The sequence below is a fragment of the Myxococcus sp. AB036A genome (genome assembly GCF_006547355.1).
GTDB classification, from domain to species: domain Bacteria; phylum Myxococcota; class Myxococcia; order Myxococcales; family Myxococcaceae; genus Myxococcus; species Myxococcus virescens.
Map to the genome: position 1 here is coordinate 18,640 of NZ_VHLC01000016.1, position 25,875 is coordinate 44,514.

The 25,875-nt window shown below is 70.2% G+C and carries 20 protein-coding genes and 1 pseudogene; 9 read left to right on the forward strand and 12 right to left on the reverse strand.

The annotated features are described in order from the left end of the window. Positions 1 to 153: 153 nt before the first annotated feature. Genes FL344_RS09050 through FL344_RS09065 form a run of 4 tightly spaced genes read left to right on the forward strand, consistent with a single transcriptional unit; the run spans position 154 to position 3,453 of the window. Positions 154 to 558 carry a phage holin family protein gene (locus FL344_RS09050; protein ID WP_141588177.1) on the forward strand — a complete coding sequence of 135 codons (405 nt, stop codon included), beginning with the start codon at positions 154 to 156 and terminating at the stop codon, positions 556 to 558. Further along, positions 555 to 1,076, forward strand: coding sequence for a hypothetical protein (locus tag FL344_RS09055; protein ID WP_141618226.1), 522 nt, complete (start codon positions 555 to 557; stop codon positions 1,074 to 1,076). The genes FL344_RS09050 and FL344_RS09055 overlap by 4 nt, the downstream gene beginning before the upstream one ends. Positions 1,077 to 1,106: 30 nt before the next feature. Next, positions 1,107 to 2,450, forward strand: coding sequence for a cytochrome ubiquinol oxidase subunit I (locus FL344_RS09060; protein WP_141618227.1), 1,344 nt, complete (start codon positions 1,107 to 1,109; stop codon positions 2,448 to 2,450). Next, positions 2,440 to 3,453: a cytochrome d ubiquinol oxidase subunit II gene (locus tag FL344_RS09065; RefSeq protein WP_141618228.1), complete on the forward strand. Its 1,014-nt coding sequence runs from the start codon at positions 2,440 to 2,442 to the stop codon at positions 3,451 to 3,453. The genes FL344_RS09060 and FL344_RS09065 overlap by 11 nt, the downstream gene beginning before the upstream one ends. Before the next feature lie 55 nt (positions 3,454 to 3,508). Here FL344_RS09065 and FL344_RS09070 read toward each other — a convergent pair whose 3' ends face one another. From FL344_RS09070 to FL344_RS09095, 6 genes are all read right to left on the reverse strand, one after another. Then, the gene (locus FL344_RS09070) at positions 3,509 to 5,539 is read right to left on the reverse strand and encodes a TonB-dependent receptor (protein ID WP_228564886.1); all 2,031 of its coding nucleotides are present in this window, start codon (positions 5,537 to 5,539) and stop codon (positions 3,509 to 3,511) included. A gap of 399 nt (positions 5,540 to 5,938) precedes the next feature. Then, a complete protein-coding gene (locus FL344_RS09075) occupies positions 5,939 to 6,481 on the reverse strand; it encodes a hypothetical protein (protein WP_141588172.1) in 543 nt (180 codons plus the stop codon). Between the two features lie 26 nt (positions 6,482 to 6,507). Continuing rightward, positions 6,508 to 7,278: an SDR family NAD(P)-dependent oxidoreductase gene (locus FL344_RS09080; RefSeq protein ID WP_141618230.1), complete on the reverse strand. Its 771-nt coding sequence runs from the start codon at positions 7,276 to 7,278 to the stop codon at positions 6,508 to 6,510. 162 nt (positions 7,279 to 7,440) lie between these two features. After that, complete coding sequence (locus tag FL344_RS09085) at positions 7,441 to 9,030, reverse strand: glucose-6-phosphate isomerase (protein ID WP_141618231.1); 1,590 nt, start codon at positions 9,028 to 9,030, stop codon at positions 7,441 to 7,443. Positions 9,031 to 9,159: 129 nt separating this feature from the next. Then, positions 9,160 to 10,065 carry a sterol desaturase family protein gene (locus FL344_RS09090; RefSeq protein WP_141588169.1) on the reverse strand — a complete coding sequence of 302 codons (906 nt, stop codon included), beginning with the start codon at positions 10,063 to 10,065 and terminating at the stop codon, positions 9,160 to 9,162. A 25-nt stretch (positions 10,066 to 10,090) separates the two neighbouring features. After that, positions 10,091 to 10,756, reverse strand: a complete 666-nt coding sequence (locus tag FL344_RS09095; protein ID WP_141588168.1) for a TetR/AcrR family transcriptional regulator — start codon at positions 10,754 to 10,756, stop codon at positions 10,091 to 10,093. Positions 10,757 to 11,179: 423 nt separating this feature from the next. Between FL344_RS09095 and FL344_RS38960 the strand changes: the two are divergent. After that, a pseudogene (locus tag FL344_RS38960) lies at positions 11,180 to 11,545 on the forward strand (M23 family metallopeptidase); the annotation flags it as partial. Between the two features lie 183 nt (positions 11,546 to 11,728). Here FL344_RS38960 and FL344_RS09105 read toward each other — a convergent pair. Next, the gene (locus FL344_RS09105) at positions 11,729 to 13,426 is read right to left on the reverse strand and encodes a GTPase (RefSeq protein WP_141618232.1); all 1,698 of its coding nucleotides are present in this window, start codon (positions 13,424 to 13,426) and stop codon (positions 11,729 to 11,731) included. A 182-nt stretch (positions 13,427 to 13,608) separates the two neighbouring features. Between FL344_RS09105 and FL344_RS09110 the strand changes: the two genes are divergently transcribed. Continuing rightward, the gene (locus FL344_RS09110) at positions 13,609 to 14,505 is read left to right on the forward strand and encodes a dimethylarginine dimethylaminohydrolase family protein (RefSeq protein ID WP_141618233.1); all 897 of its coding nucleotides are present in this window, start codon (positions 13,609 to 13,611) and stop codon (positions 14,503 to 14,505) included. Further along, entirely contained in the window at positions 14,492 to 15,298 is an 807-nt protein-coding gene (locus tag FL344_RS09115; RefSeq protein WP_141618234.1) for a hypothetical protein, read from the forward strand. Before FL344_RS09110 ends, FL344_RS09115 begins: the two co-directional genes overlap by 14 nt. A gap of 15 nt (positions 15,299 to 15,313) precedes the next feature. Here the strand turns inward: FL344_RS09115 and FL344_RS09120 are convergent, their stop codons facing one another. Next, positions 15,314 to 15,967, reverse strand: a complete 654-nt coding sequence (locus FL344_RS09120; protein ID WP_194858179.1) for an MBL fold metallo-hydrolase — start codon at positions 15,965 to 15,967, stop codon at positions 15,314 to 15,316. Positions 15,968 to 16,102: 135 nt separating this feature from the next. Between FL344_RS09120 and FL344_RS09125 the strand changes: the two genes are divergently transcribed. Both FL344_RS09125 and FL344_RS09130 read left to right on the forward strand, forming a co-directional pair. After that, entirely contained in the window at positions 16,103 to 18,016 is a 1,914-nt protein-coding gene (locus tag FL344_RS09125) for a lipase maturation factor family protein (protein WP_228564887.1), read from the forward strand. Positions 18,017 to 18,128: 112 nt separating this feature from the next. Then, positions 18,129 to 18,962, forward strand: a complete 834-nt coding sequence (locus tag FL344_RS09130) for an Ig-like domain-containing protein (protein ID WP_141588162.1) — start codon at positions 18,129 to 18,131, stop codon at positions 18,960 to 18,962. Positions 18,963 to 18,978: 16 nt separating this feature from the next. Here FL344_RS09130 and traB read toward each other — a convergent pair whose 3' ends face one another. From traB to FL344_RS09150, 4 genes are all read right to left on the reverse strand, one after another. Beyond that, positions 18,979 to 20,610 carry an outer membrane exchange protein TraB gene (traB, locus tag FL344_RS09135; protein ID WP_141618236.1) on the reverse strand — a complete coding sequence of 544 codons (1,632 nt, stop codon included), beginning with the start codon at positions 20,608 to 20,610 and terminating at the stop codon, positions 18,979 to 18,981. Further along, positions 20,607 to 22,709 (reverse strand): outer membrane exchange protein TraA, encoded by a 2,103-nt coding sequence (gene traA / locus FL344_RS09140; RefSeq protein ID WP_228564888.1) that lies wholly within the window; start codon positions 22,707 to 22,709, stop codon positions 20,607 to 20,609. The genes traB and traA overlap by 4 nt, the downstream gene beginning before the upstream one ends. A gap of 167 nt (positions 22,710 to 22,876) precedes the next feature. After that, on the reverse strand, positions 22,877 to 23,947 hold the full coding sequence (locus FL344_RS09145) for a hypothetical protein (protein ID WP_228557540.1): 1,071 nt from the start codon (positions 23,945 to 23,947) through the stop codon (positions 22,877 to 22,879). Positions 23,948 to 24,115: 168 nt separating this feature from the next. Continuing rightward, complete coding sequence (locus tag FL344_RS09150; RefSeq protein ID WP_194863052.1) at positions 24,116 to 25,858, reverse strand: GTPase domain-containing protein; 1,743 nt, start codon at positions 25,856 to 25,858, stop codon at positions 24,116 to 24,118. Between the last annotated feature and the right edge of the window lie 17 nt (positions 25,859 to 25,875).

Below are 25,875 nucleotides of genomic sequence, written 5' to 3' on the forward strand. Positions count from 1 at the left end.
AGGGCAGGCAGGCGGGCGCCGACGTGCATTTCCCCGGGGCTTCACTGGAGGGAGCGTCCTGCCCACCTTGTGCGAAGGAGCGGGCCGCAAGGATGCCAGGCAGGCATGGGAGCGCACGTGTGGCCCGCGGAGTCATCGCAGGAGGCGCACGTCGTGGATCTCGAATCGGAACGCCTGGAGCGAAGTCAATTGGAGACGCTCTCCACGGCGGAGCTCATCCGGCATGCCTTGGCGGAGACGCGCCTGCTGGTGCGCGCCGAGGTGATGCACGCCAAGAAGGAGCTGCGTGAGGAGCTGAAGGCCGCGCGTACCGCGGGCATCCTCCTGGGGGCGGGCGCGGTGCTGGCGCTCACGGCGCTGGCCGTCCTCTTCGTCGCGCTGGGGTTGGCCCTGCCCATGGCCCAGGCGCTGGGCGTGCTGGTGGTGGGCGCGGTGCTGCTGGCGATTGCCGGTGTCCTGCTCTTCATGGGCCGCAAGCGCGTGCCCAGGAAGCCGCTGCCGCACACACAGGAGCGCTTGAAGATGGACTACCAGCTCACGCGGGAGACGCTGCAATGAATGGCAACGACCGCGGCGCAGGCGAGCCCTCGGCAATCGAGCGGCAGCATGAGGACCACCGCATCACCCGGGGCATGGGGGACCGCAAGCAGGTGGAGGAGACCGCCGACCGCATCCGCGACGAGCTGATGCTCACGCTGGCGGAGTTGGACCGGCGACGCGAGCGCGCGCTCGACGTGCGCTACCACGCGCGGCAGCACCGCACCGAGCTGATGGCCGTGGGCGCCGCGCTGTTGACGGCGGTGGGCCTGGGCGTGGGGTACGCGGTGTACCGCGCGCGCAACCGCGACGAGATTCTGCGCCGCAAGCGCCGCAAGGCCCTGACGCGTGCCTGGGAGCACCCGGACCGCGTGGCCTCCAGCGCGGAGCCGCGCCCGCTGGGCGCGGAGCTGGGGAGAAAGCTCGTCCTCATCTTCGCCAGCACGCTCGCCACCGCTGTGGCACGAAACGCGGTGGTGACGCTGGTTCCCGCGCGCCGCGTCCCCGCTTCTGCTCAGGGAGGTTATAAGAATCCATAATTGCGACAAATTAACACATAAACCATTCTGATGCCCATGACGGACCTGCTCTATGCGCGGGCCCAAATGGGCTTGTCGCTCGCGTTCCACATCATCTTCGCCGCGGCGGGCGTGGCGCTTCCCGTCCTCATGGTGCTCAGTGACTGGAAGGGCCGGCGCACGGGGGACGCGGACTACCAGAAGCTGAGTCAGAAGCTGGCGAAGGGGACGGCCATCCTCTTCGCGGTGGGCGCGGTGAGTGGCACGGTGCTGTCCTTCGAGCTGGGCCTGCTGTGGCCGGAGTTCATGGGTCAGTACGGCGAGGTGATTGGGCTGCCCTTCAGCCTGGAGGGCGTCGCCTTCTTCACCGAGGCCATCTTCCTGGGCATCTATCTGTACGGGCGGGAGCGGGTGTCGCCAGGGCTGCACATGTTCTCTGGCGTCATGGTGGCGGTGAGTGGCGCGGCCAGCGCCTTCTTCGTCACGCTGGTCAACACGTTCATGAACCACCCGTCGGGCTTCACGCCGTCGGCGTCGGGGCCCATGGACGTGCAGCCGCTGGTGGCCATGTTCAGCCCCGGCTGGCAGTACCAGACGGCGCACGTGCTGCTCTCCTGCTACCAGGCGAGCGCCTTCGCCATGGCGGGCATCCACGCCTTCGTGTTGCTGCGCTACCCGGGCGCGGCCTTCCACCGAAAGGCCCTGTCGGTGGCGCTGCCGCTGGCGTGTGTCACCGCGCTGCTCCAGCCCGTGGTGGGGGACTTGTCCGCCAAGCACGTGGCGAAGGCGCAGCCGGTGAAGCTGGCCGCCATGGAGGGCCAGTTCGAAACGGAGCGTGGCGCGCCGCTGCGCCTGGGCGGACTCCCCAACGTGGAGACGGGCGAGGTGCCCTACGCGGTGGACATCCCCAAGGGCTTGTCGATTCTCGCCTTCGCGGACCCGGACGCGGAGGTGAAGGGCCTGAATGCCTTCCCGCGCGACGAGTGGCCGCCCGTGGCGAAGGTCCACGTGGCCTTCCAAATCATGGTGGGCACCGGGAGCGCCATGGCGCTGCTGGCGCTGGTGACGCTGGGCTGGCGGTGGCGGAAGAAGGCCTGGCCTCACGGGCGGAAGCTGATGTGGGCGTGGCTGTTGTCGGGGCCGCTGGGCGTGGTGGCCATGGAGGCGGGCTGGCTCGTCACGGAGTGGGGACGACAGCCGTGGATTCTGCGTGGCGTCATGCGCACGGCGGACGCGGTGACGCCGGTGCCGCACCTGGCCGCGCCCTTCTGGACCTTCACCGCCGTGTACCTGTTCCTGGGGGTGACGGTGGTGCTCCTGCTGGTGCGGCAGGTGGCGGGCACGCTGCCCACGCGCGACAGCGCTCTGACGGGAGGCGAGGCCCATGTCCACTGACGCGATTCTGGGCTTCGCGGTGGCGGGGACCTTCGTCCTCTATGCCCTCTTCGGCGGCGCGGACTTCGGTGGCGGTGTCTGGGATTTGCTCGCCTCCGGACCGCGCAAGGCGGAGCAGCGCGCGCTCATCGCCCGCGCCATTGGCCCGGTGTGGGAGGTGAATCACATCTGGCTCATCGTGGGCCTGGTGCTGCTGTTCGCCGGCTTCCCGCGTGCCTTCGCGGTGCTGAGCGTGGCGCTGCACGTGCCGTTGACGCTGCTGCTGCTGGGCATCGTGTTCCGAGGCGCCGCCTTCACCTTCCGGGCCTACGACACGCGCGGGGACGCGGTGCAGCGGCAGTGGGGGCTCGTCTTCAGTGGGGCCAGCGTCATCGCGCCGGTGCTGCTGGGCATGTGCGTGGGGGCCGTGGTGAGCGGCACCATCCGCGTGGAGGGGCGGGTGGTGGTGAGCGGCTTCTTCGCGTCGTGGCTCACGCCCTTCTCATGGGCGGTGGGCGTGTTGGCGCTGTGCCTCTTCGCCTTCCTGGCGGCGGTGTACCTCACCCACGAAGCGCCCGAGTCCGCGCTGCGCGAGGACTTCCGCCGCCGGGCGATGGGCGCGGGTGTGGCCGTCTTCGTCGCGGCGCTGGCGGTGCTGCTGCTGGCACGCGAGGGGGCGCCGCGCGTCTGGGAGGGACTCTTGCGCTCGCCCTTCGCCCTGGCGCTGCATGCGGGCACGGCGGTGGCTGCGGTGGCGTCCTTCGCACTCTTGTGGACGCGCCGCTTCCGATGGGCCCGCGTCGCGGCGGCCGTGCAGGCGGGGCTCATCGTGCTGGGGTGGGCGGCCTCGCAGCACCCGTTCCTGGTGGTGCCGGACGTCACGCTGCACGGCGCGGCGGCGAGCCCTGGCGCGCAGCGCTTGTTGTTGGTGGCGCTGGGCGTGGGCACGGCCGTGGTGGTGCCTTCGCTGGTGTTGCTGTTCCGCGTCTTCCGGCCTGTGCCGCACGCTGGCTCGGAGGCGTGAGTCGCGCGGGCGCCCCTCGCCACGCGCAATGCGTGGCGAGGGATGATGCGGCGCCTTAGAACCGCGCGTTCACACCCGCGTAGACGGTGCGGCCGCGCTCCTGGAACACGTAGCCTTCCTCGTCCTCGGTGCGGGTGTTGGCGAGGTTGAGGACGCCCGCGTTGACGCCGAAGTTCTTGCTGATGTCGTAGCTGGCGCCCGCGTCGAAGAGGGCATAGGCCTCCACTTCCTCGGTGCCGCTGAGCTGCGGGCCAATGTACTGGCCGCGTACGAAGGCCTTCAGCTTGTCCACCGGCGTCAGGTCAAGCTGGCCGTTGAGGGTGTGCTTGGGCCGGTAGGCGAGCTGCACGTCGTTCTCCAGGTCGCGGCTCTCCAGGAAGGTGTAGTTCGCGCTCAGGCGCACCACGTTGCCGAAGGCCTTGCTCGCCGTCGCCTCGACGCCGCGCAGGCGCGCGCGGTTGACGTTGCGGGGCACGTACAGGGGCAGGCCCGTTCCCGGGTCGGTGCCCACCGGCTCCACGCCCGTGCCGCGCGGCGTGTCGATGAGGTTGCGGATGTTGTTCTGGAAGACGGTCGCCGACAGGGCCCACGACGTCATGGTCCAGTTGGCGGACACCTCGAAGTTGGTGCTCTTCTCCGGGTCCAGGTCCGGGTTGCCGATGATGCCGCAGCGGCCTCGGCAGCTCGTCACCAGGGACTCGGTGCTCATCTGACGCAGCGTGGGCGCCTTGAAGCCCGTGCCGACACCCGCCTTCAGCGTGAGGTGGGTGATGGGCGAGTAGACGGCGTAGGCACGCGGCGTGAAGTGGAGGCCGAAGTTCTCGTGGTTGTCCAGGCGCGCGCCCAGCAGCAGGGTCAGCTTGTCCATCAGCGCCAGCTCATCCTGCGCGTAGAGGGCCTGCTGGTGCACGCTGGCGCCGCCGCTGGTGAACTCGTCCGACTTGAGGTCAATCCAGCGCGCCTCGCCGCCCACCGTCAGCGTGTTGATGCCCAGGTACGCCGTGGCGTTCGCCTCCGCGACGATGTTGTCCTGGGTGAGGCCGTCGACGCCGCTCTCCAGTCCTTCCCAGTAGCCGCGGACCTCGGAGTTGCCCCAGTCCCACTTGCCCTTGTGGCCCAGCACCGCGTCGTTGCGGTGGACCACTGCGTCCGCGTCGCCGTAGGAGCCGCCGATGTAGTACTCGCCGATGCGGTTCTGGTACGCGCGGCCGTACTCGGCGGTAATCGTCTGCTGCGCGGTGGGCGTCCAGTTCAGCGACAGCCGGCCGTTGTGGTCATTGCGGCCCTCGAGCGTGGCCAGGTCGCCGTGGTTGACGACGCTGCCGTCTTCACGCGTCACCGGCGCACCGTCCGCGTTGAGCACGGGCGAGCCCGGGTTGCGCGCGCCATTCCACGCCTGGCGGTGGTTGAAGCCGCCCGTCACCTTCATGGAGAGCGTGTCCTCGATGAGCGGACCGCTGAGGAAGACGCTGGAGCGGAGCTCCTCGCCGTTGGCGCCCACGGTGGGCGTCTGCGCCTTCAGGTCGATGCCGCCCGTCCACTTGGGCGCAATCGGCTTGGTGATGATGTTGATGACGCCGCCCAGCGCCTCGGAGCCGTAGAGGGAGGACATGGCGCCGCGGACGACCTCGATGCGCTCGATGCCCTCCGTGGGGATGAGGCCGATGTCGAAGTCGTTGTGACGGAACACCGCCTCCAGCGAGTTCACGCGCTTTCCGTCGACCAGGATGAGCGTGTAGCTCGAATCCATGCCGCGGATGCTGATGCCACGGCGGCCCTGGCTGCCGGCCGTCAGGCTGATGCCGGGCGCCAGGCGGATGGCGTCCGTCAAATCACCCACGGGCGCCCGCTTCAGGTCCTCCTGCGTCACCACGGTGACGGAGGCAGGGGCGGAGGTGACGTCCTGCTCGGTGCGCGTCGCCGTCACCACCACGGGAGCCATCTGGAAGATGTTGTCCTCCAGCGCCGCCTCCGCCTGCTCGGCCTGATGCTCGGCGGCCGCGGAGTCCGGCGGCGTGGCCGCGTCCTGCGCCAAAGCGGGCGTCATGGTGAGCAGCAGGGCAGAGCCCACCCACTTCCACGTCACGGACAGGCGGTGAGCACGGAACGGTCGGGGGGAAACGTCATCACGGTGAACGGCGCGCAAGGTCCTTCTCCTCATGTGGGTGTCTGAACTGCCGGACTCCCCCCGTTCCGCTTCCGCCCGAGGCGTCCGCGGGTGCTGATTCGAGCAAGGCCCTCCCGCCGCCGCGGAAGCCGCGACGTGGGGGACACCTGCGATGCAAAGGGCCGCGTCCCGAGGTCTTCCGGTGCTCAGCGGAGCGTGCGCGGAAGGCGCGGGACGTTGCGTGTGACTTTGCAAATCAATATCAATTGAGCGGCACTTTGCGTCCTGGCGGGTGTCCTGTCAACGCGCGGAAGGCGGAATCTTCTACACCAACCGTAGAAGTCCGCCTTCACCGCGGAGGTGCCCGCGAGGGGTGCGTCAGGCTTGCGTGGGCCAGACGGCCCGCGGTTCTTCGTCGTCCCTGGCGATGAGCAGGGTGGCGCCTTCGAGCAGGTCCTCGGAGTCCAGGGCCTCCACGGCCGTGCGCACGCCCGCGTCGGCGTCCATCACCCGGCAGTAGACGCGGAGCTGCTGTGCCTGGAGCTCGCCGCCTTCGACCTCGCCATTGCCCGTCCAGCCGAGCGCGTCCGTGAGCAATTCCTCCACGGCGACGCGCTTCTCCACGTCGTGGCCGGTGCCCTTGCCCTCGACGGCGTACTGGACGATGAGGGTCATCATCGCCGTGGGTTCGGGCTCGTCATAGCCCTGGTCCACCAGGGGGCCGGCGGCCTCGGCGATGACCATGTCCGGGTCTTCATCCGGGGGGAGGGGCAGTTGATGGTCTTCGCCCGTCTCGCCCACGAGGCCTTGGTGCACGGTGAGTGCGCCGTCATGCACCCAGGCCTCCCAGTAGCGGAGCCGGTTGCCTTCCTTCTTGTAGAGCTTCAGCACGCTTCGAGTCTCATGCGAGGACCCCTGCATAGCACGGAGCTCGGGGGGCTTTTCGCTCAGAAGGCACGGCCCTGGCCCCCATCCACGGGCAGGGTGGCCCCTGTGACCCAGCGTGCGCGTTCCGAGCAGAGGAAGGCCACCACGTCGGCCACTTCCTCGGGGGCGCCGAAGCGGCCCCAGGGCAGCTCGTCACGCACCAGCCTGGCCACCTTCTCTGGATCCGCCTTCTGGCGTTTGTCCCAGCTACCGCCGGGGAAGAGGATGGAGCCGGGGGCCACGCCGTTGACGCGGATGCGGTACTGCGCCAGGTCCACCGCCATCTCCTTGGTGAGCGCGGTGATGCCGGCCTTGGCGGTGGTGTAGGGGGCGCTGGTGGCGTACTCGCGGCCAAAGATGGAGTTGATGTGGATGATGCAGCCGCCACCCTGCTGGCGCATGGCCTCCACGGCGCGCTGGCTGCACCACACGGCGGACAGGAGGTTGCGGTCCAGGACGGATGTCCACTGCTCGGCGGTGGCGGAATGGAAGGCGCCCGCGCCGCCGCTGCCGCCCACGTTGTTGACCAGGATGTCCAACCGGCCGAAGGCGCGCACCGCCGCGTCCACTGCTTCCACGGCGCCGGCCTGGGTGGCCACGTCCGTCACCACGGTGGCTACGTCCGCGCCCTCGGCGCGAAGCTGCGCCGCGGTGGCCTCCAGGGCCTCCGCGCCGCGTGCGCCGAGGCACACCCGCACGCCCTCGCGGGCCAGCACCGACGCGATGGCTCGGCCAATGCCCCGGCTGCTGCCGGTGATGAGGGCCGTCTTTCCTCTGAGCTCCAGGTCCATGGGCGGGCGTTCTACTGCGCCTGTCCGCTCATGGGGGCGTCATGGCGCCGGGGCGTTGAGTCCTGTGCGCAAGTCCGGGACGCATCGCCTGGGAGGGGTTCTGCTTCCGATGACCGGTGCCGCGGCCGGGTGCTTCGGCCGCGGGCATCGGTGACAGCGGTCCTACTTCGCCTGGAAGCGCGCCTGTGTCGGGGTGGCCCCCGGGGTGCGCGTGACGCCGCGGTCCGGGTTGGCGGCCAGGTGCTGGAGCACCTTGAACACCGTCTCCACCTCGTCCGGCATGCCGATGTCCACCGCGAGCTGCTCGGCGGTGCGGGCCTCCGCGCGCGCCTCGCGCAGGCGCGTCGTCAGCTTGCGCTGGAGCTCCAGCACCACGCCCGCGGCCTTCTTGCCCGCCTCCACGCCCGGCTGGTGGTACGCGTTGATGTGCACCAGCGTGGCGTAGAAGCCCACTGCGCGCTCATACAGCGCAATCAGCGCGCCCAGCGTGCGCGCGCTCACGTCCGGCACGGTGAGGGTGAGTGACTCGCGGTCCTTCTCGTAGAGCGCGCGCCGCGTGCCCAGCAGGAAGCCCAGCAGGTAGTCACCGCTGGTGACGCCGGGCTCCACTTCCTGCGAGCCGCCGTCGCGGTCCTTCAGTACCTCGATGAAGGTGGCGAAGAAGTTGAGCACACCCTCACGCAGTTGCTGCACGTAGGCGTGCTGGTCCGTGGAGCCCTTGTTGCCGTAGACGGCGATGCCCTGGTTCACCACCTGGCCATCCAGGTCCGTCTCCTTGCCCAGCGACTCCATGACGAGCTGCTGGAGGTAGCGCGACATCAGCAGCAGCCGGTCCTTGTACGGCAGGATGACCATGTCCTTGTGGCCCCGGCCATCACCGGCGTAGTGCCACATGAGCGCCAGCAGCGCGGCCGGGTTCTTCAGCGCATCACGCTCCCGCGTCGCCGCGTCCATGTCGCGCGCGCCCTTCAGCAGCGCGTCGATGTCCAGCCCCTGCAGGCGCGCCGGGAGCAGGCCCACCGCGGACGTCACCGACGTGCGCCCGCCAACCCAGTCCCACATGGGGAAGGTGCGCAGCCAGCCCTGCTTCTTCGCGTGGTTGTCCAGCTCGCTGCCGGCGCCGGTGACGGCCACCGCGTGCTTGCTGAAGTCCAGGCCCCGCGCCGAGTAGCCGCGCTCGGCCTCCAGCATGCCGTTGCGCGTCTCCTTGGTGCCACCCGACTTGCTGATGACCAGGGTGAGCGTCTCCGACAGCCGCTCGCCCAACTGCGCCAGCACGCGGTCGAAGCCGTCCGGGTCCGTGTTGTCGAAGAAGGACACCTGCATCGGGTCCTTCGCCGTGCCCAGCGCGTCCGCCACCAACTGTGGCCCCAGCGCCGAGCCGCCAATGCCGACAATCAGCACGTGCGTGAAGCGCTGCGCCTTCTGCGGCTTCACCCGGCCCTCATGCACGTCCTTCGCGAAGGCGTGGATGGCGGCCACCGTGTCGGTGATTTCCTTCTGGAGCGCGGGCTCGGGCGCCAGCTCCGGCGCGCGCAGCCAGTAGTGGCCCACCTTGCGCTTCTCGTCGGGGTTGGCGACGGCGCCCTTCTCCAGGGCATCCATCGCGCCGCAGGCTTCCTCCATGCGGGGGCGCATCCGCTCCAGGTAGTCCGCCGGGAAGCGCATCCGCGAGACGTCGAGCGTGAAGTCCAAGGCTGGGACGACGCACAGATAACGCTGGTACCGCTCCCACAGTTCTCGCTCGGTCATGGCTCCTCCTGGCAGTTCTCGCGTCGCGATAAGTGCCGGGTGGCTTAGCGCCTCCGTGCGCGGGTGGGAAGCTGGACGGCGGTGTCGGTGCGCGTCCACGGGGCCGCGGGCGGCCGGGTGCTCAACACCTCACACGGAGGGGCGTGCCGCTTCGGGCGGGGGCTGTACTCCGGGCGGCTGGGGCGCCTCTGGGGCGTCGGGCTTCCAGGCCGGGTTGCGGAAGACGTAGCTCAGGCGCTGCTTCAGGGAGCCGGGCTTCGCCGCGTCGCGCGTGATGGCCGCGAACTCGTGGAAGGCGATGCGCACGGGATTGAACGTCTCCAGGTTCTTCGTCAGGCCGTACACGGGCTTCTCGCCCTCTGGCTCGAACGTCCCGAAGAGGCGGTCCCAGATGATGAGGATGCCCGCGTAGTTCTTGTCCAGGTAGCGCGGGTTGGACGCATGGTGCACGCGGTGGTGTGACGGCGTGTTGAGCACCCACTCCAGCGGGCGCGGCAGCCGGCCAATGGCCTCGGTGTGAATCCAGTACTGGTAGAGCAGGCTGACGGACTGCTGCACGACAATCATCACCGGGTGGAACCCGAGCAGCGCCAGCGGTGCCCAGAAGACGAAGCTGGTGGGCGGCGTCCACGTCTGCCGCAGCGCCGTGGAGAGGTTGTAGTGCTGGCTGGAGTGGTGCACCACGTGGGACGCCCAGAAGAAGCGGCTCTCATGGTGGACGCGGTGGAAGGCGTAGTAGCAGAGGTCGTCCGCGAAGAAGATGAGCACCCACGCCAGCACGCCGGTGCCCATGCGCAGCGGCGTCAGGTGGTAGAGCGCCAGGTAGCCGGCGAAGGCCACGCCCTTCCACAGGACGTTGATGGCCACGTTGCCCAGCCCCATGGAGAGGCTGGCAATCGTGTCCTTCCAGGTGTGGCCCACCATGGGACGGCCTTCGTCCCGCTGCTTCTTCACCCAGAGGGCCTCGGCAATCACCGTGAGGGTGAACACCGGGATGGCGGGGGTGATGAGGTCGGGGATGTGTGCTGCGTCCATGGTGGGACCCTCCGTGTCGGCGAACTCAGGAGCGGGCGCGGCGGCGAGGCCGCGTCAATGAGGGGAGGAAGGCGTTGCGCATGAAGTGGGTGAGCGCATCCAGCATGCGCCGGTGCGCCGGGTCGTTGGGCCGGGCGCTGCCTCCCACCGCGGCGCCCTGCACCGCGTCCAGCGCCAGCTCCACGATGGAGTCGAAGTCCGGGTGCTCGGAGGCCTCGGGGAACAGCTCGCGTGCCACGCGGTGCAGGTTCTCCCGGTGCGGCCCGTCCACCGCCGCCAACGCCACGCGCAGCTCCGCGTCCGTGCGCGCCGCGACGTACAGCTCGATGGCGGCCTGCAGCTCCGGGCGCTGGAAGGCGGCCCACAACATGTCCACCGCCGCCGCGATGCGGTCCCTGCCCGATGGCCGGGCCCCCACACCGGCGAGGTAGTCCTGGATGAGCCGGGGGAAGAGGTGCTCCACCGCCGCGGCGAGCAGCTCCTCCTTCGTGTCGAAGTGCGTGAAGAGCGCGCCCTGTGACAGGCCTGCCCGCTTGGACACCTCCACCGTCGTCAGGCGGGCGTAGCCCTGCTCCACCAGCGTTTCGATGGTGGCGTCCAGCAGCTTGCGCCGCGTCGTCTCACGGCGCTCCTGCTGCGTGCGGCGGACGGGCCGGACCGGCGCGTCCGATGGAGTGTTCTTCGCGGCCATTCGACTCGGAGGATAAGTCTGAACTTAGTGAGTGACCAGTCACTTTCTGTGCTGAGGAGTGAGTGCGCCTCACAGTGGCGTGTGCCGCCACCTGTCCCCGTACACGGGTGGCTCAAAAGGGAAGTGGCCGCTTACGACGCGCGTCAGGCCCGCTTCCCCAGCGGCCCGGCGGGCAGGGGCCTGGGTGCCGAGTTCGCGGCGTTCGCTCGGGACTCGGGCATGATTCCCCTCGGGAGGGCGCGCGTGCCGATGCCCTCCGCGTCGTACAGCAGGCGGGCGCGGCGAAAATCCGCAGGGAAATACCCGCGCCACTTGCCCCCGTTTCCGCCCCGCCCCGATATGAACCTTTCAGCCCTCCTTCTTGGTTCTCTCCTGGCTTCGGCCCCTGCGGTTCCTTCCTCTTCCGCCACTGATGTGGGCGAAATGCCCGAGGTCGGCGTTCCCTTCGCCTGTGGTCGCATCCACACGGTGAGCCAGGGACATGACACGGGAAGTCACCAACACAACGACACACATGCGTGGGATTTCCGCATGCCGGATGGCACGCCCATTGTCGCCGCGCGCGACGGCACGGTGCGCCTGTCTCGCGGTGACAGCACCAAGGGTGGCTGTGACGAGAAGTTCGCGCCCTACGCCAACTACGTCGTCATCTCCCACGGCGATGGACTGGAGACGCAGTACCTCCACTTCAGCGCGGTGGTGGTGAAGCCGGGTGACGTGGTGAAGGAGGGCCAGCTCATCGGCTTCTCCGGCTCCACCGGCTGGGCCTGCGGCGCGCACCTGCACTTCAAGGTGGCGCGTGAGAGCGGCAAGGGTTGGAACAACCCGTCCGTGCCGGCGCGCATCGCTGGCTACGGGGACCCGGTGCGCGACACCCGCGTGGCCGCGCCCCTCTGCAAGGACAACGGCACGCAGGCGCTCATGGCGAGCAACGACGGCACGCACACCCCGGGTCAGCCGGTGATGTCCATGTCACCGGAGCGCCAGCAGGCCCTTCGCGGCCTCCCGCCCGGGGCGCAGAGCATCCTCGACGGTCTCTCCCAGCCTCCCGCCCAGGGCGGCCAGGGCCTCAACGAAGCGCGCACGTCCGGTGGTACCCGCACGGCGAGCGGCTCCGGCGAGACTCGCTGAGGCCAGCAGCGCGCCCGCTCCGGCGAGCAGCATGAAGAGGGCCCCCGCGTTGACGAAGTAGTCCAACGGCAGCAGGGGGCCTTCCACGTAGGCCCGCACCACGCGGTAGCCCACATGGCCCAGCAGGGCCAGCAGCGGCAGGTTGATGAGCGGCAGCACCAGCCAGCGCGCGGTGCGCCACCAGCCGGCCACGGCCTCCGCCACGCCGGTGGTGGCGGTGTAGCGCCAGGCGCCCGCTCTCGCCACCCGCACCTCCTCCAACAGCGTGTCCACGTCGGGGACGCCCAGCAGCGCGGGCTCCAGTCCGCTCGCGCGCGCCACGCTGCGCGCCTCCGCCAGCGCGGTGCGCGCCGCGGCCTGGGCGCTGAAGTCGTCCTCGAAGGGCTCCACCACCGCGGACTCCGCGGCCCTGGCGCGGGTGTGTCCGCGCACCACGTCCACCACGGTGGACGCCGCCGCCACCGCCAGCCCCGCGGGCAGACTGCTCCGCCCCACCAGCGCCGCCGCGCCCAGCCCGCTGGCGCCCCAGAGGGACAGCCGCAGGCCCCAGGCCGCGGGCCCCCAGAAGCGGCCTCCCGCCTGACGCCGCACCTCCGCCGCCAGGTGGCCGTGCGCCAGCCGCAGCCGCGCGTCGAAGTCCGCGCGCAGGCCCTCCGCCGCCTTCTCCATCCCCGAGTCCAGCGCGGCGCGCGTGCGTGACAGCATCGCGTCCGTCTCCTTCAGCGCGGCCTCCACGCGGGTGTGCACCTCTTCCAGCGCGCCCATCGCGTTCGTCTTGCGCACGCGCGCGGCCACCGCCTGCGTGGCCAGCCCGCGCAGGTGGAAGAGCAGGGCGCCGAACTCGCCGGACACGTCCCGGCCGTCCTTCGCCGACAGGGCGCTGATGGCGAAGACGGGCACGTCTTCCTGGGCCAAGCCGTACTGCTCGGAGGCCACGCGGCGCACCTGGGCCTTGAGCGTGTCGCGCGACTCCGGAGACAGCTCGTCCGCGAAGTTGAGGATGAAGACGAGCGAGCGCCGGCGGGCGAACTCCGTGAGGAACTCCACCTGGGAGGCCTCCGCCACACTGCCACGGTGCATGACGACGAGCGCGACATCCGCGCGCTCCAGCGCCGCGCGGGCCACTTCGCGGTGCGTGGTGGCCACGCTGTTGAGGTCCGGCGTGTCGATGAAGACCTGTCCGCCCCACAGGCCCTGGGGGCCGGGGGCATACGTCATGACCCGCGCGCCGGAGCCCGCCAGCGCGTCCGTGGGCGTGCCTTCGGGCGCGAACACGGTGGCGACCGTGCTGGTGGGCCGGTTGACGCCTTCGCGCGACAGGGCCTGCCCCGCCAGCGCGTTGAGGAGGGTGGACTTGCCCGCGCCGGTGGCTCCCACCAACGCCACGCTCAGGGGGGCGTCCTTGCGCGCCACGCCGCGCGCATAGTCGTCCACGAGCCGCTCCAGGCGCGCGGCATGCGGCCGGAGCGCGGGCAGCTCCAGGGCCGTCTTCAGCAGGGAACGCAGGGCATCGGGTTCAGGCAGGCTCGTCTCGTCCACGTGGAGAGAGCCTGTCCCGGCTTCGTCCGGGTGACTACGAAGAAGATGCGTGGAGGGTGCGCCAGCGTGCAGTTTCTGGCGGCGGTGCCCCGCGCGGGGCCCTACCGGGAGCGTCGGGCGTCAGGGTGGAGCGGGGACCGGATGGCAGCGGGGATGCCTGGGGGAGTAGAAGCAGTACCACCATGGACCTCTTCCTCATGTCGCCGCCGGGACGTACGTGGGCCCTGCGTGGCCGCAGCAACTTCCGCAGCCGCGAGGCGCCGCCCGTGGACGCGCGTCAGGCCCGGCGGGAATGGCTGGCGCTGGCCCGGGACATCGAAGCGCGTGGCGGCACGGTGGTCGCGTTGCCGTCTCCCTCCGAGCTCCTGACGGGCATGCCGTACGCCGCCGAATGTGGACAGGTGGTGGCGCGTCAGGGCGCCGCTCCGTTGTTCGTGCTGCCGCGGATGATGAGCGCGCACCGGCAGGCGGAGCGCGAGCACTGGGCGCCCCTGGCCCGGTCGCTGGGCATGGAGGTGGTGGACCCGGGCGTGGGCATCTGGGAGGCCCACGGCGACGTGGCCACCTTCGACGGCGTCACGCTGCTGTTCTGGGGCGGCCGCACGACGCTGGACGGCCTGGAGGCCGCGGCGCGGTACTTCCCCGGAGAGGTGCTGCGCATCCAGGTCCGCGAGCCCGCCTTCCACGGCAACATGGCCGTACTTCCGCTGCCCGCGGTGGACCGGCTGATGGTGTGTCCGGACGTGATGGCGCCGGAGTCCCATGCGCTGCTGCGCGAGCGCTTCGGCGAGCACCGGCTGCTCCTCGTGACGGAGGCGGAGATTCGCCGCTACGCCACCAACGGGCTGCCGGTGGGGCGTGACGTGCTGGCGCCTTCAGTGGTGCCGGACGCGGTGCGGGAGCGGCTGGAGGCGCTGGGCCTTCGCGTGGTGTCGCTCACCATGCGCGAGTTGTGTGAGAAGGGAGGCGGCTCGTCACGCTGCCTCGTGTCGCGCGCGGAGGTGGACGCCGCGACGCTGAACATCCCAGACGCGTTCCGGTTGTCGGCCATCGCGAGGGACATCGATGCCGATGGGTGACGCGGACACGCTGCCTCGGCAGGCGGAGGCCTTCCTCGCGGCGCACCCTGGCGCGTCGCTGGTGGCGCTGGGCTCGGGTGCGCACGCGGGCTCGTTGGACCTGTCGCCGCTGGGCGTGCCGGTGACGTTCCTGCCCGCCGAGCGGAACGCGGACCTGGCGATGCAGTACCTGGCACTGAACCAGTTCGCCTTCGGTGGCATCGGCGTGCCGCGTTGGGTGCTGTCGGACTTGTATCTGCTGCCGGGTGCCATTGGGCTGCTGCGCTGCCCGGCCCGGATGCTGGCGGCCCCCGTGCGCGAGCGGTTGGGGCTGGCCGACGAGGACCCGGCCATTGGCGCGGCCTACTACGCGGCGCCTTCGGTGACGCCGGGGTTGGTCATTGGTGTGTCGCTGCTGAGCGTGCTGCCGGGAACGGGGGCGTCGCCGTGGGTGAAGCTGCTCACGTTGCAGATGCTGCGCGCGCGGCGGCTGCGAGGCGTGGCCCAGTGGGACAACCCCAGCGTCCGTGTCCATTCCAGGCTGGGCCCGCTGCGCCTCGTGGGGCGCGTGCCCGGGGGCCATGAGTATGGTGAACGCTCCTTCGTCTACGAGTCGGAGCTGACCGACCGGACGCGGCTGGGCGACGCGATGGTGCGGCGCCTTTCGCTGACGCCGTCGCTGCGTGTACCCGCCACGGACCTTTCGGCGCTGAGCGCGCTGCTCGACCGCGCGGAGGCGGGCGAGGTGTTGCACCTGGTGCCTCCGGGGCTGGACGCGGGGCAGGTGCTGGTGCGCGAAGGGCCGCTGGGCTGACGCGCGCGGGCGGGCTCAGGGCGCTGGCGCGGCGGGCGACTCCATGTCCTCTTCCAGCGCGAGCCGCAACGCGCGGGCGCCGTCACGGAGGATGGGCGCGCCGTGGGAGAAGCACAGCGTCTCCACGGGGAGGTGGTCCAGGATGCGCTGGACGCTGTGCCGGGTGCGCAGCGGTTCGTCCTGGTATTCGCTGGGGATGAAGTCCGGCGTCTCGCCGTCCTCGTGCGTGAGCAGGTCGGAGATGAACGCGACGGCGCGCGGGTGTTGCTGCATCCACAGCGTGTACATCGCCTCGGTGGGGCCGGGGGTGTGGAACGAGATGAGTCCCCCGGGCAGCGTGTCTCCCGCGACGTAGAAGAAGTCGGGCTGCTCCTCCAGCGTCTGTGCTCCCTCGGGTGCCCAGACGGGCACCTTGAAGGCCTTGCGCAGGCGCCACGCGGAGCGCTGGTGGTTTCCCGCCGTCAGGACGATGGCGGAGATGTTCCCCAGCTTGCGCAGCGCTTCCTCGTCGATGGGCAGCGGGTCGATGAGGACGACGGCGCCATCCGTGTCCACCACGGCGTACGCGTCACTTCGCGCGCCGCCGATGCGGTCATCGGAGAGGGTCCAGTGGTGGACGCCAGGCACCAGCTCGCTTGTCCGCTTCGCCTTCCCCTTGGGCTCGCTCATGCGGACAAAGCTAGGCACCCCCAGGCGTTGTCACTTGGGCGGGGAGGGGGGCCACGGCCTGGATGCTCCGCCGCTTCCACGGCGGGCGCCCGAGGATACGGGGACGTCGTCCGTGGGACGGCACAACGTTCCCGCATGATGGCGCGAATCTCTCGCGGTGTGCTGCTGGCCCGGCCCCTGGTGCTCTTCGACGACGACTGCGCGTTCTGCCGGCGCTGGGCGGCGCGCTGGCATTGGCGCACCGGGGATCGTGTCCGCTACCGGCCGGGCAGCGGGTGGCGCCGCTGGTTGCTGGGCATCCCGAAGGCGGACATGCGCAGGGCCATGCAACTGGTGGAGCCCTCCGGCCGGGTATCCCAGGGCGCGGAGGCCCTCTTCCGCGCGCTCGCTGCTTCGCCTCGCCGGGGGACTCGGGTGGCCGCGAGGCTGGGCCTGATGCCGGGGGTGTTGCAACTGGCCCAGGGCGTCTATGCGGTGGTGGCCCGGAACCGCCGCCAGGCGGCGGGCGTGGACCGCTGGCTCTTCGGGCGCGCGGTGGTGCCGCACGAATACCGGTGGGTGCGCTGGGCCTTCCTGCGGTTGCTGGGAGGAACGTTCCTCATCGCCTTCACCTCGCTGGGGCGGCAGGTGCGGGGATTGTATGGGACGCAAGGCCTCCGGCCCGTGGCGGAGCGCCTGGCCGCGGAGCGTCGCGAGGAGGCTTCGGCGCTCGCGAGGTGGCGGCGCATTCCGTCGCTGTTCTGGTTCGTCGCTTCCGACGCCGCGTTGGTGCGTGGGTGCTGGAAGGGCCAGGTTCTGTCCCTGGCGTTGCTCTTCAACGTGGCGCCTCGCTTCAGCGTGTCGTGGCTGTGGGCGCTGTACCTCTCCTACGTGGCCGTGGGGCGTGAGTTCCTCTCCTTCCAGTGGGACGTGCTGCTGCTGGAGATGGGGCTGCTGGCGGCGCTCACCGCGCCCGGAGGACTGCGGCCGGGCCTGGGCCGTGACGAGCCCTCCGCGCTGGATGTGTTCCTCTTCCGGCTGCTCGTGTTCCGGCTCTACTTCGGCTCGGGGCTCAGCAAGCTCCAGTCGGGGGACCAGACCTGGCGCGAGCTGAGCGCGTGCGAGCACTATTACGAGACGGCGCCGCTGCCCACGCGGGGGGGGTGGTACGCGCATCATCTGCCGCGTCGGCTCCAGCGGGCCTCGACCGGGGCGGTGCTCTGGCTCGAGACGGTGGTGCCCTTCCTGGCCTTCGGGCCCCGCCGCTTGCGGCAGTTCGCCTTCTGGAGTCTGAGCGGCTTGCAGGCCGCCATCGCCGCCACGGGGAACTACGGCTTCTTCAACGTCCAAGCCTGGGTGCTGGGCGTGTGGCTCCTGGATGACGCGGCGCTGCGGCGGGTGCTGCCTTTGAAGGACGGGCCTCCCGCTCAGCCACGGCCCTGGTGGCGTACCGGCGTGTCCGCGCTGGTGGTGTCGCCGCTGCTGGTGCTGGGGGCGTCGGAGGTGCTTCGCCGGTTCGAAGGGTGGCAGCGGTACCGGCCCGAGCGCGTCGGCGCGATGCTGACGTGGCTGGAGTCCCAGGCGCGGCCCCTGCGTTCGGTGAATCCCTACGGCCTCTTCAGCGTGATGACGGTGCAGCGGCCGGAAATCGTCGTGGAGGGCTCCGACGACGGTGTGGAGTGGAAGGAATACTCCTTCCGCTACAAGGTGGGGGACCCGGCCCGGCCTCCCCGGCAGGTGGCTCCCCACCAGCCGCGGCTGGACTGGCAGATGTGGTTCGCCGCGCTCGGCTCGCCCCCTGGCTGGTTCGTCGCGTTCCTGGCCCGGCTGCTGGAGGGCTCGCCGGACGTCCTGGGCCTGCTGGCGGGCAGCCCCTTCCCGGACCGGCCGCCTCGGATGGTGCGAGCGGTGCTGTACGACTACCGGATGACGGACGTGGCCGAGCGGCGGCGCACGGGCATCTGGTGGCGGCGGGAGTGGCTGGGCCTCTACGTGCCGCCCCTCTCGCTGGCGCCCGGGCCCCGGCCTCGTGGACGCATTCCCGCGCTGCAATGGCATGCCGGGGCGTGAGGCGGGTGGGAGCAGGCGTGCGGCCCTGAACCTCGAAGGCCCCTTTTCGTACGCCGCCGATGGGGTGGGGCTACAATGGGGGCTTCCCACCCATCTCCGCCGTCGTGACGCCGTGAAGACGCCGCGCATTCCTATTTGCCTCCCCCTTGTCGCCGTCATCGGGCTGCTGAGCGCCTGCGGGCCCACGCCCACCACCATGAAGCTGGAGCCGCTGGAGACGAAGTACCTCCGCACACCTGGGCAGACCGTGAAGCTGGCGTACGAGGTCTTCGACGCGGAGGGGCAGCCCATGTCCAACCCGAAGCTGCGGTGGACCAGCTCCGCGCCGGACGTGGCGCAGGTCCAGGAAGGCTTGCTGACGGTTCGCAAGTCGGGGAAGACGACCATCGGGGCGACGGGTGGCAAGGTCCGCGCGGCGTTGCCGCTGGAGCTGACCATCCTCAACTCGCTGGACGTGCGTGCCCCAGGCGCGGACTTCCTCGAGGTGGGGCGTGTCATCAAGCTGCGCGTGGTGGCGAGGAACGAGCAGGGCTCTTCGTTGCAGGACGCCATGCCCACGTTCCGCTCCTCGGATGAGACGGTGGCGCGGGTGGAGGATGGGCAGTTGGTGGCCGTGCGCCCGGGCAAGGCGACCCTGAGCGCGACACTGGGGCACCTCAGCCGGCACATCGCGGTGCAGGTGGTGCCGGCGGACTTCGCGCGGCTGGGCCTCAACCTCACGCATCACGCCTTCCAGCGGAGGGGGCAGTCCGTGCAGCTCCAGGCGCGCGCCTTCAATCGCAGCGGCGTCGTGCTGGACACGGTGCCGCTGGAGTTCTTCACCTCGGACTCCGCCGTGGTGTCGGTGTCACCCGAAGGCCGCGTGACGGCGGTGGGTTCCGGGCGCGCGGTGGTGTCCGTGGTCGCCGGTCGGCGCCGGTCGGCGGCGGAGTTCGTCGTCCCCTAGCGAGTCTTCCCCGCGTCTACGGCTTCGGCGCCGCGGGAGCCTTCGACTTCGCCTTGGGCGTGGCAGGCGCTTTCCTGGTGGGGCGCTTGCGCTTCTTGTCCTCCGCGTCCTCCGGGCAGGGCGGACGCGGTCCGTCGCTCGGCGGCTGGATGGTGAAGTCGACGCGGCGGTTGAGCGCCATACCTTCTTCCGTCGCGTTGTCCGCCAGCGGCCGCGAGCGGCCAAAGCCCTGTGAGCACAGCCGTTCGGCCGCCACGCCGCTCTCCACCAGGAAGCGCATGACGCTGGCCGCGCGGCGGCGCGACAGGTCCAGGTTGTACGCATCGCTGGCGCGAGAGTCGGTGTGACCCTCGATGTGCACCCGGTCGGCCTCGGTGTTCTCGTTCATCACCCGCGCGACCTCCTCCAGGATGGGGAAGGACTCGGAGAGGATGATGTCCTGGTCGGTGGCGAAGTTGAGCTGCTCCAGGATGACAATCCGGTTGCCCTCGCGGCGGGCCAGCGGGCACCCGTCCTTGCCTCGGCTGCCGGCGGGCTGGTCCGGGCACCGGTCGAGCCGGTCGACCACGCCGTCGCCGTCCTTGTCCGTGTCCGGGCAGCCCATGTTGGCCACAGGGCCGGCCACGTCGGGGCACGCATCCGACTCGCCAATCACGCCGTCACCATCCGGGTCGATGGGCGGCGGCGGCGGCTCGGGTGGCTCCTTGAAGCGCTCCAGGGCCTCCCACTCGCGCGTCTTCGCCGGAATCCACAGGATGGACGTGAAGAAGCTCAGCGAGGGCGAGGCGATGGAGCAGCCGCAGCCCATGCCGCCGCCGAACGTGAAGGTGAGCCCGGTGGAGCTGTACCAGCGCAGGCCGAAGAGCGCCTCCGCGGGGATCTGCCGGGGCTCATCGGGCTGCTTCTGCAACCCCACCGCGCCGTGCACCATGCCCACCGCGGTGACACCGCTGCCGCGAAGGATGGGGACCTCCGCGCCGACGCCGAAAGGCATCATGTCGCCCACGGACACGCCGCTGAAGACGCGGTCCGGGCGCTTCCAGAAGCCGCCGTTGAGCGCCAGGAGGATGCCGTTCTCGAAGCGGTAGTCCAGCACCAGGCCCGGGGCCCAGGTCAGCTCGCCGTCTCCGGCGAAGGCGTCCTGGGCGCCGGTGGGGAAGCTCACGTTGAGCGTCACCGCGCCGCCCCAGCCCTTGCCCTCGGCGGGCCGGCGCAGGCCCGGGATGGCCACCTTGCCGGTGAGCCGGAGGTCACCGAGCACGAAGCTCTCCACGCTCCCCTCGGTGCCGATGACCTCCAGGTTGGCGCCACCCTGGGCGAGGATGAGCGGCATGTCCACGCCGACCTCGGCCCAGTCGAAGAGGCCAATGGTGGCCATGACGTCGAGTTGAAGGCGGTTGCCGACCAGGTTGATCTTGCTCAGGTCTCCGCCCTCGGGAATCAGCGACAGGGGGTTGAGCGAGTAGCTGAGGTACGGCCCGGCCGAGATGGACAGGTGTGACAGCGGACGCGACTGCTGCACCACGACCAGATCCTGGGGCGCGCCGGACGGACGGAAGAGCTGCACGTTGAAGCGCGCGTCTGGCTGCGCAGTGGCGGCGGTGGACAACCCCAGCGCCACGATGAGGAACAGGTGCGAGGGCTTCATCGAGCAGTGCGCCGGGGGCGGAGGAACGTGAGACCCGCGGCGAGCAGTAGCAGGAAGGTGGTGCTTCCAGCGGGCGTGGCGTCGGCGGTGGTGCCGCAGCAGAAGGCGCCGCCTTGGGGCTCGGTGCCAGGCTTGCGGCGGCCGCGCTCGCACTCCATCGTCTTCGCGGAGCAGTGCTCCACGCCCAGGCAGTCTCCGCTGTCGGAGCAGGCGGTGGAGCAGGTGTTGGTCGCAGTGTCGCAGGTGCCGCCGCAGGGGCAGTGGGCATCCGCGAAGCACTCCACGCAGGAGGTCCCGTCGCAGACCGTTCCCGGCTCGCACGTCACCGCGCACGCGCCCGAGTTCTCACACGTGCGCGTGGTGGGGTTGCACACGCCGCTCCCGCAGTCTCCGTCATCCGTGCAGCCCACGCAGGTGCTGCCCTGCGCGGTGCCATTGGAGAGGCAGAAGGGGGTGTCGCCACCGCAGGCGCCACAGCGGGGGCCGCAGTGCTTGTCCGTGGTGCAGGACGCGCATTCGCCACTGAGGCAGAACTGGCCGTCGCCGCACTCCAAGTCGTTGCGGCACTGGACGCAGACTTCGCCGTCGAGGCAGTAGGGGCGCTCGCCGGGGCACTTCACGCAGCCAGGGCCGCAGCTGTCGGCCGTGTTGCACGAAGGCACGCTGTCCACGCAGCGGCCGTTGGCGGTGTCGCACTGCTGTCCTTCGGCGCACTGGCTGCTGGTGGTGCACTCCACACAGGTCGGCGTGGCACCGGGCGTCAGCGCCATGCACTGGGTGCCGTTGGGGCAGCAGTTGCAGGAGTTGCCGGCGCACGAATCATTGGTGGCGCAGGGCGAGCAGACGTTGTCGGTGCAGGACTCGCCTTGAGGACAGTGGGAGTCTTGCGTGCACTCGCGGCACTCGTGGATGTCGGTGGCGCAGACCTCGCCGTTGGTGCACTGGCTGTCGTTCTTGCACTCGACACATGTGAATGTTTCGGTGTCACAAGCGCCCGTGGCGCAGTCACTGTCTTCGTTGCAGCCGGTGCACTGGTTGGTTTCGAGGTCGCAGCGGCCGTTCGGGCACTGGCCGTCCTCGGTGCACTGCACGCACTGGGTGCGGCCGTTGACGTTGGCGCAGTGGGGCGCGGACTCGCCGCAGGGGGAGCAGTACTCGCCGCAGAAGAGCGAGGAGTCGCAGGGCGCGCAGAGGGCCGCTGCGTTGCAGTGGAAGAAGGAGCCGCAGCCTCCGTTGCCGGGCGAGTTCGCGTTGCCGCGGTTGCACTGCTCGCAGCGGTCGGGCTGGCCTGCGAAGGAGAGGATGCCGTTCTCCGTCTGGAAGAACTGTGCGGGACGGAGGAGCTGGAATCCGGAGCTGAAGAGGTTGATGACGGGCGGCTGGTTTGCGGCACGCTCGAAGTCAGTGAAGGCGCCCGTGTGCATCGACATCTCGAGGGCTGCGTGCTCGCCGACCTGTGTGTAAAGGGCTTCTACTGCGTAGAGCCCGGGCGCGTTGAAGGTGACGCTGTTGGTGGTTCGCCAAGTTGGGAACCCGAGCATCGGTGGCCGGTTGATGACCTGATAACCCTGGCTGCGGTCGTAGATGACGAGGCTGATGCCATCATCTGCGTAAAGGCCGAAGTGAAGCGGCTGACCCGCTAGATCCGCGGTGACGTTCAGGTAACCGCGAAATCGCGACGCGAACGGGGTGAAGGCGTCGTTGTCCTCGATGACGTTGAAGGTGCATCCGCCAATCGAACACCCGGGTGCCGTAACCTGATTGACGAAGTCGCCGTAGCTCAGCGTGCGTCCGTCATTGAGGTTGTTGGACAGGTCGAAGGGCGTACGCAGCACCGTTGTGACACGGCTCTGCCTGCTGGCGGGTTCTTCGAGGAACCCGTTGATACCGTCGATGTACGTTCCGCGCGACTGCGGAAACTCATTCAAGGGGCGCGTCCACACATTGGACGCCACGCACAGTCCTTGCCCATCACCGGCAAGTGCGGGAGCAATGGGAGGCCCTTGGATGACGACATCGGGCAGCTTCTGGCCCCAGGCGGTCGAGGCCGCGAGGCACACCGCCAGGACAGTGAGCGCGGTACGCGCGATGCGGGACACGGGCGATTTCAAAGCCCCGCAACAATGCGGGATATCTCCCACAACCGCAATTCCGGCAACGTGCGGCTTTCCGCTACGACGTCGCAGGTCCTCCGGAGGTCGCTCAACGGCGGAGATTCAGTGGGCCGTTGCTACTCGGAATAGTTTGAAATGCAGGTCGCTCTGACTCAGACCCGCTTGCAGCTCACGTCCCCATCCTGGGAGCGGATGAACGCGGCGGTGAGCTCCGTGCCCAGGGCCGCGCACAGCACCTCGAAGGTCCGCCGTCGAGCGCCGCCAACCACAGACGGCTGGCTGGCCAGTGTCTCGGGATGTCGCACGAAGATGTTGTAACCCACGATGCAGCCATCCGCGCGGAGCACGGTGATGCCATCGGTGGCCATCATTCCCCGCAGCAACTGCGCGGCGGCGCGCACGGCGGTGCCCGCGCTGTCGGTGGGGTCAGCATGGTAGCGCTCCAGCAACGCCACGATGTCCAGCGGACGGGGCAGGATGATGCCGTCCACGAACAGCGTGGAGCCCGCGCGCTCCCGGGGCAGCACCGCCACGAGCGCGCCGTGGGAGCCCTGCATCACCTCGAAAAGCACCCGGCGGAAGAACCCTCGCGCACGCTCGCGACTGTGCGTGGTGACGCCGGCCGTGACGACGTCCGCCAGCTCATCCATCACCTCCGGCGGAGAGGCCGACTCCACCCTCGCGCCGGACAGGTACACGTGCCGGCACAGCCCTCCGCCCGAGCGCAACTCCAGGATGTTGTCGGCGAGCTGAAGCACACCCACGACGCCCGCGCCCCTGTCCTCGACACGGCGCAGCCGCTCCAGCGGCGTCTCCGCCAGAGGGAAGGGGTCCGTCCGGAAGACGCCGTAGGCGAAGCCCTCCGGGACGCGCAGGAGGTACAGCGCCCACCAGCGCCCCTGGCCCAGCGGCGCGCACTGCTTGAGCGCGCGCTGGATGGTGGCGCGCGAACGCGGACCGATGCCGATGGCAATCGGGTCATGCCCGCCCAGGTATTCGAGCATCTGTCCCAGGTCGTCTCCCACGAAGGCCATGGGAAACAGCGGGGCTCCCTCTTCGCGATAGCGCGACAGGGTGACGATGAGCTCTCCGATGGCGTCCGCCGTCAGCTCGCAGGACATGGATGCTTCGTCCAGGAACGTGCTGACGGCATCGGTCAGCAGGTGACGGAAGGACAGGACGAGAGGTGGGGAGCCCAGTCCGGCTGGGTCCGAGCCGTTCATGAGACCCACAGCATGGCGCATTGCCGCCGGGCACGCACGGACGGAGTGACAGCGGGCCAGGAGGCTCGTCCCCTCGCCGAGGCGTCATCGTGCGCCGGTGTCCGCCGATTCAACCCCGGCTGATGCAGGGTGTCAGCGCCGCTGGATACACTCGGGATTCAGGGCCCGTCAGGACAAGCCTGCCCGGGCCTCGTCCAGGCGGGCCGCCGTCTGGCTCCAGTCGCTGGCCAGCCCGTCGAGCTGCTTCAGGATGTCGGAGAAGTACCGCGCCTCCAGGGCCCTCGACAGGGTCGCGCCGTGGGCATCCGCCCACTTCTTCGTGACACGAGCCCGCACCTGGGCGCCCAGCAGGTCCACGAAGCGCTCCATCAACGGCGTGGACAGCAAGGTGCCCGCCCAGACGACCGCGTCATGGCCCATGCCGCCCGTGGCCACCGTCACCGCCGCCGCCGCGCCTGACGGCACGGAGTACACCAGCGTCGTCAGTGTCTGGAGAATCTCCTCCCGCATGTCGCCCTGAAGCTCCGCGGAGACCAACTCCCGGCAGTACGCATACAGCGTGGCGCGGTCCGCCGCGTGCGCGTGCAGGGGCTCGAAGCCCAGCGGCTCCTCCAACTTCGTCAGCGTCACCGGACCGAAGGCTTCCTCCAGCTTCGTCCGCGTCTGCGCGTCGGCGCGCCACGCGGCCACTTCCGGAGCGAAGGCATCCACCAGCCGCCGCACCCCGTCCTTCAGTGACTCGTCCACCGCGTGGGTCGGCGTGTCCGCGCCCGGGGCCTCGGGCGCGGTGAAGGACTCGCGCACCTTGCGCGTGACGAAGGTGAGCGCCGTGGCCAGCCCCCGGAAGGGCAGGCGCACCCACTTGTGGAACTGACTGCGAGCATCCAGTTCGTCGCGGAAGGCGTCGATGAGCACGTCCGCGGGCACGGCCTTCAGCGCCGCGTGCGCCCCCACCACGTCCAGTTCGTGGCGCAGTCGCTTGCGGAGCCGGTCGGGCTCCCGCGCCGCCTCCGAGGCCGCGCGCGACACGGCCTCCATCTCCGCGCGCGCATCCGCGAGCGAGGCTTCCAGCGCCCGGGCCTTCAGCTCGCGCGCGTGTTCGGCCTGTCCCAGCAGCGCGCCCAGCGCGGGCTTCCCGTCCAGGGGCTCCGTGGCCAGGGGCTTCAGTCCCGCCTCCACGTCGGGCTGGTGCGGCGCCAGGTAGCGCGCCAGCGCCGCGTGGCCCACGTCCTCGGCGAGCTTGTCCAGGTGCCCGCGGGCCACCTCCTCGCGCGTGGCCTCGTTGTAGACGAGCAGGTACGGCCGCCCATGCCCCACGGCCGCGCGCAGGAAGTCCACCAGCGCGGCGTTCTGGTACGTCTGCCGGCTCACCACGAACGCCAGCACGTCCACGGTGACGAGCAACGCCTCCGCGCGCTCGCGGTTGTCGCGGTACACGCTGTCGAAGTCCGGCGTGTCCATGACGAGCAGCCCGCGAGGCATCGCGTCCGACAGCGTCAGGTACAGCCGGCCCGGAGGCCCCGCCTGGTCCACGGGCGCCGCGTCGCCGGAGGCCACGGGCACGATGTCATAGCGCCGCGTCAGGAAGTCCTTCAGCGGCCCGGTCCACGTCTCCGGGTGGGCCGCCGCCAGGCACTGTTTGGTGAGCCCGCCCTCGGGCCTGGCGGGGGACAGCGCCGCGCCCACCAGCGAGTTGAAGAGGGTGGACTTGCCCACGTTGTTGGGACCGGCGATGGCCACCAGCAGCAGGGGGGAGTCCGCGGAGCCCAGGCGGGGGAGCAGGTCGCGGCGCAGGCGTTCGGCCAGACGGCGCGCGAGCTCGGCGTCCGAGGCGTCCGGGAAGCGCTCGGGAGCGGGCAGGGCGTCCAGGGCGGACGCGAGGCAGGTGCGCAGGGTGTACGGGTCTCTCATCACCAGAAGTCCTCGCA

Coding starts and splice junctions, on each gene's coding strand:
- FL344_RS09055 (WP_141618226.1), top strand. CDS start 555: ATGAATGGCAACGACCGCGGCGCAGGCGAGCCCTCGGCAATCGAGCGG.
- FL344_RS09060 (WP_141618227.1), top strand. CDS start 1,107: ATGCCCATGACGGACCTGCTCTATGCGCGGGCCCAAATGGGCTTGTCG.
- FL344_RS09065 (WP_141618228.1), top strand. CDS start 2,440: ATGTCCACTGACGCGATTCTGGGCTTCGCGGTGGCGGGGACCTTCGTC.
- FL344_RS09075 (WP_141588172.1), bottom strand. CDS start 6,481: ATGCAGGGGTCCTCGCATGAGACTCGAAGCGTGCTGAAGCTCTACAAG.
- FL344_RS09080 (WP_141618230.1), bottom strand. CDS start 7,278: ATGGACCTGGAGCTCAGAGGAAAGACGGCCCTCATCACCGGCAGCAGC.
- FL344_RS09085 (WP_141618231.1), bottom strand. CDS start 9,030: ATGACCGAGCGAGAACTGTGGGAGCGGTACCAGCGTTATCTGTGCGTC.
- FL344_RS09090 (WP_141588169.1), bottom strand. CDS start 10,065: ATGGACGCAGCACACATCCCCGACCTCATCACCCCCGCCATCCCGGTG.
- FL344_RS09095 (WP_141588168.1), bottom strand. CDS start 10,756: ATGGCCGCGAAGAACACTCCATCGGACGCGCCGGTCCGGCCCGTCCGC.
- FL344_RS09110 (WP_141618233.1), top strand. CDS start 13,609: ATGGACCTCTTCCTCATGTCGCCGCCGGGACGTACGTGGGCCCTGCGT.
- FL344_RS09115 (WP_141618234.1), top strand. CDS start 14,492: ATGCCGATGGGTGACGCGGACACGCTGCCTCGGCAGGCGGAGGCCTTC.
- FL344_RS09120 (WP_194858179.1), bottom strand. CDS start 15,967: ATGAGCGAGCCCAAGGGGAAGGCGAAGCGGACAAGCGAGCTGGTGCCT.
- FL344_RS09125 (WP_228564887.1), top strand. CDS start 16,103: ATGATGGCGCGAATCTCTCGCGGTGTGCTGCTGGCCCGGCCCCTGGTG.
- traB (WP_141618236.1), bottom strand. CDS start 20,610: ATGAAGCCCTCGCACCTGTTCCTCATCGTGGCGCTGGGGTTGTCCACC.
- FL344_RS09145 (WP_228557540.1), bottom strand. CDS start 23,947: ATGAACGGCTCGGACCCAGCCGGACTGGGCTCCCCACCTCTCGTCCTG.
- FL344_RS09150 (WP_194863052.1), bottom strand. CDS start 25,858: ATGAGAGACCCGTACACCCTGCGCACCTGCCTCGCGTCCGCCCTGGAC.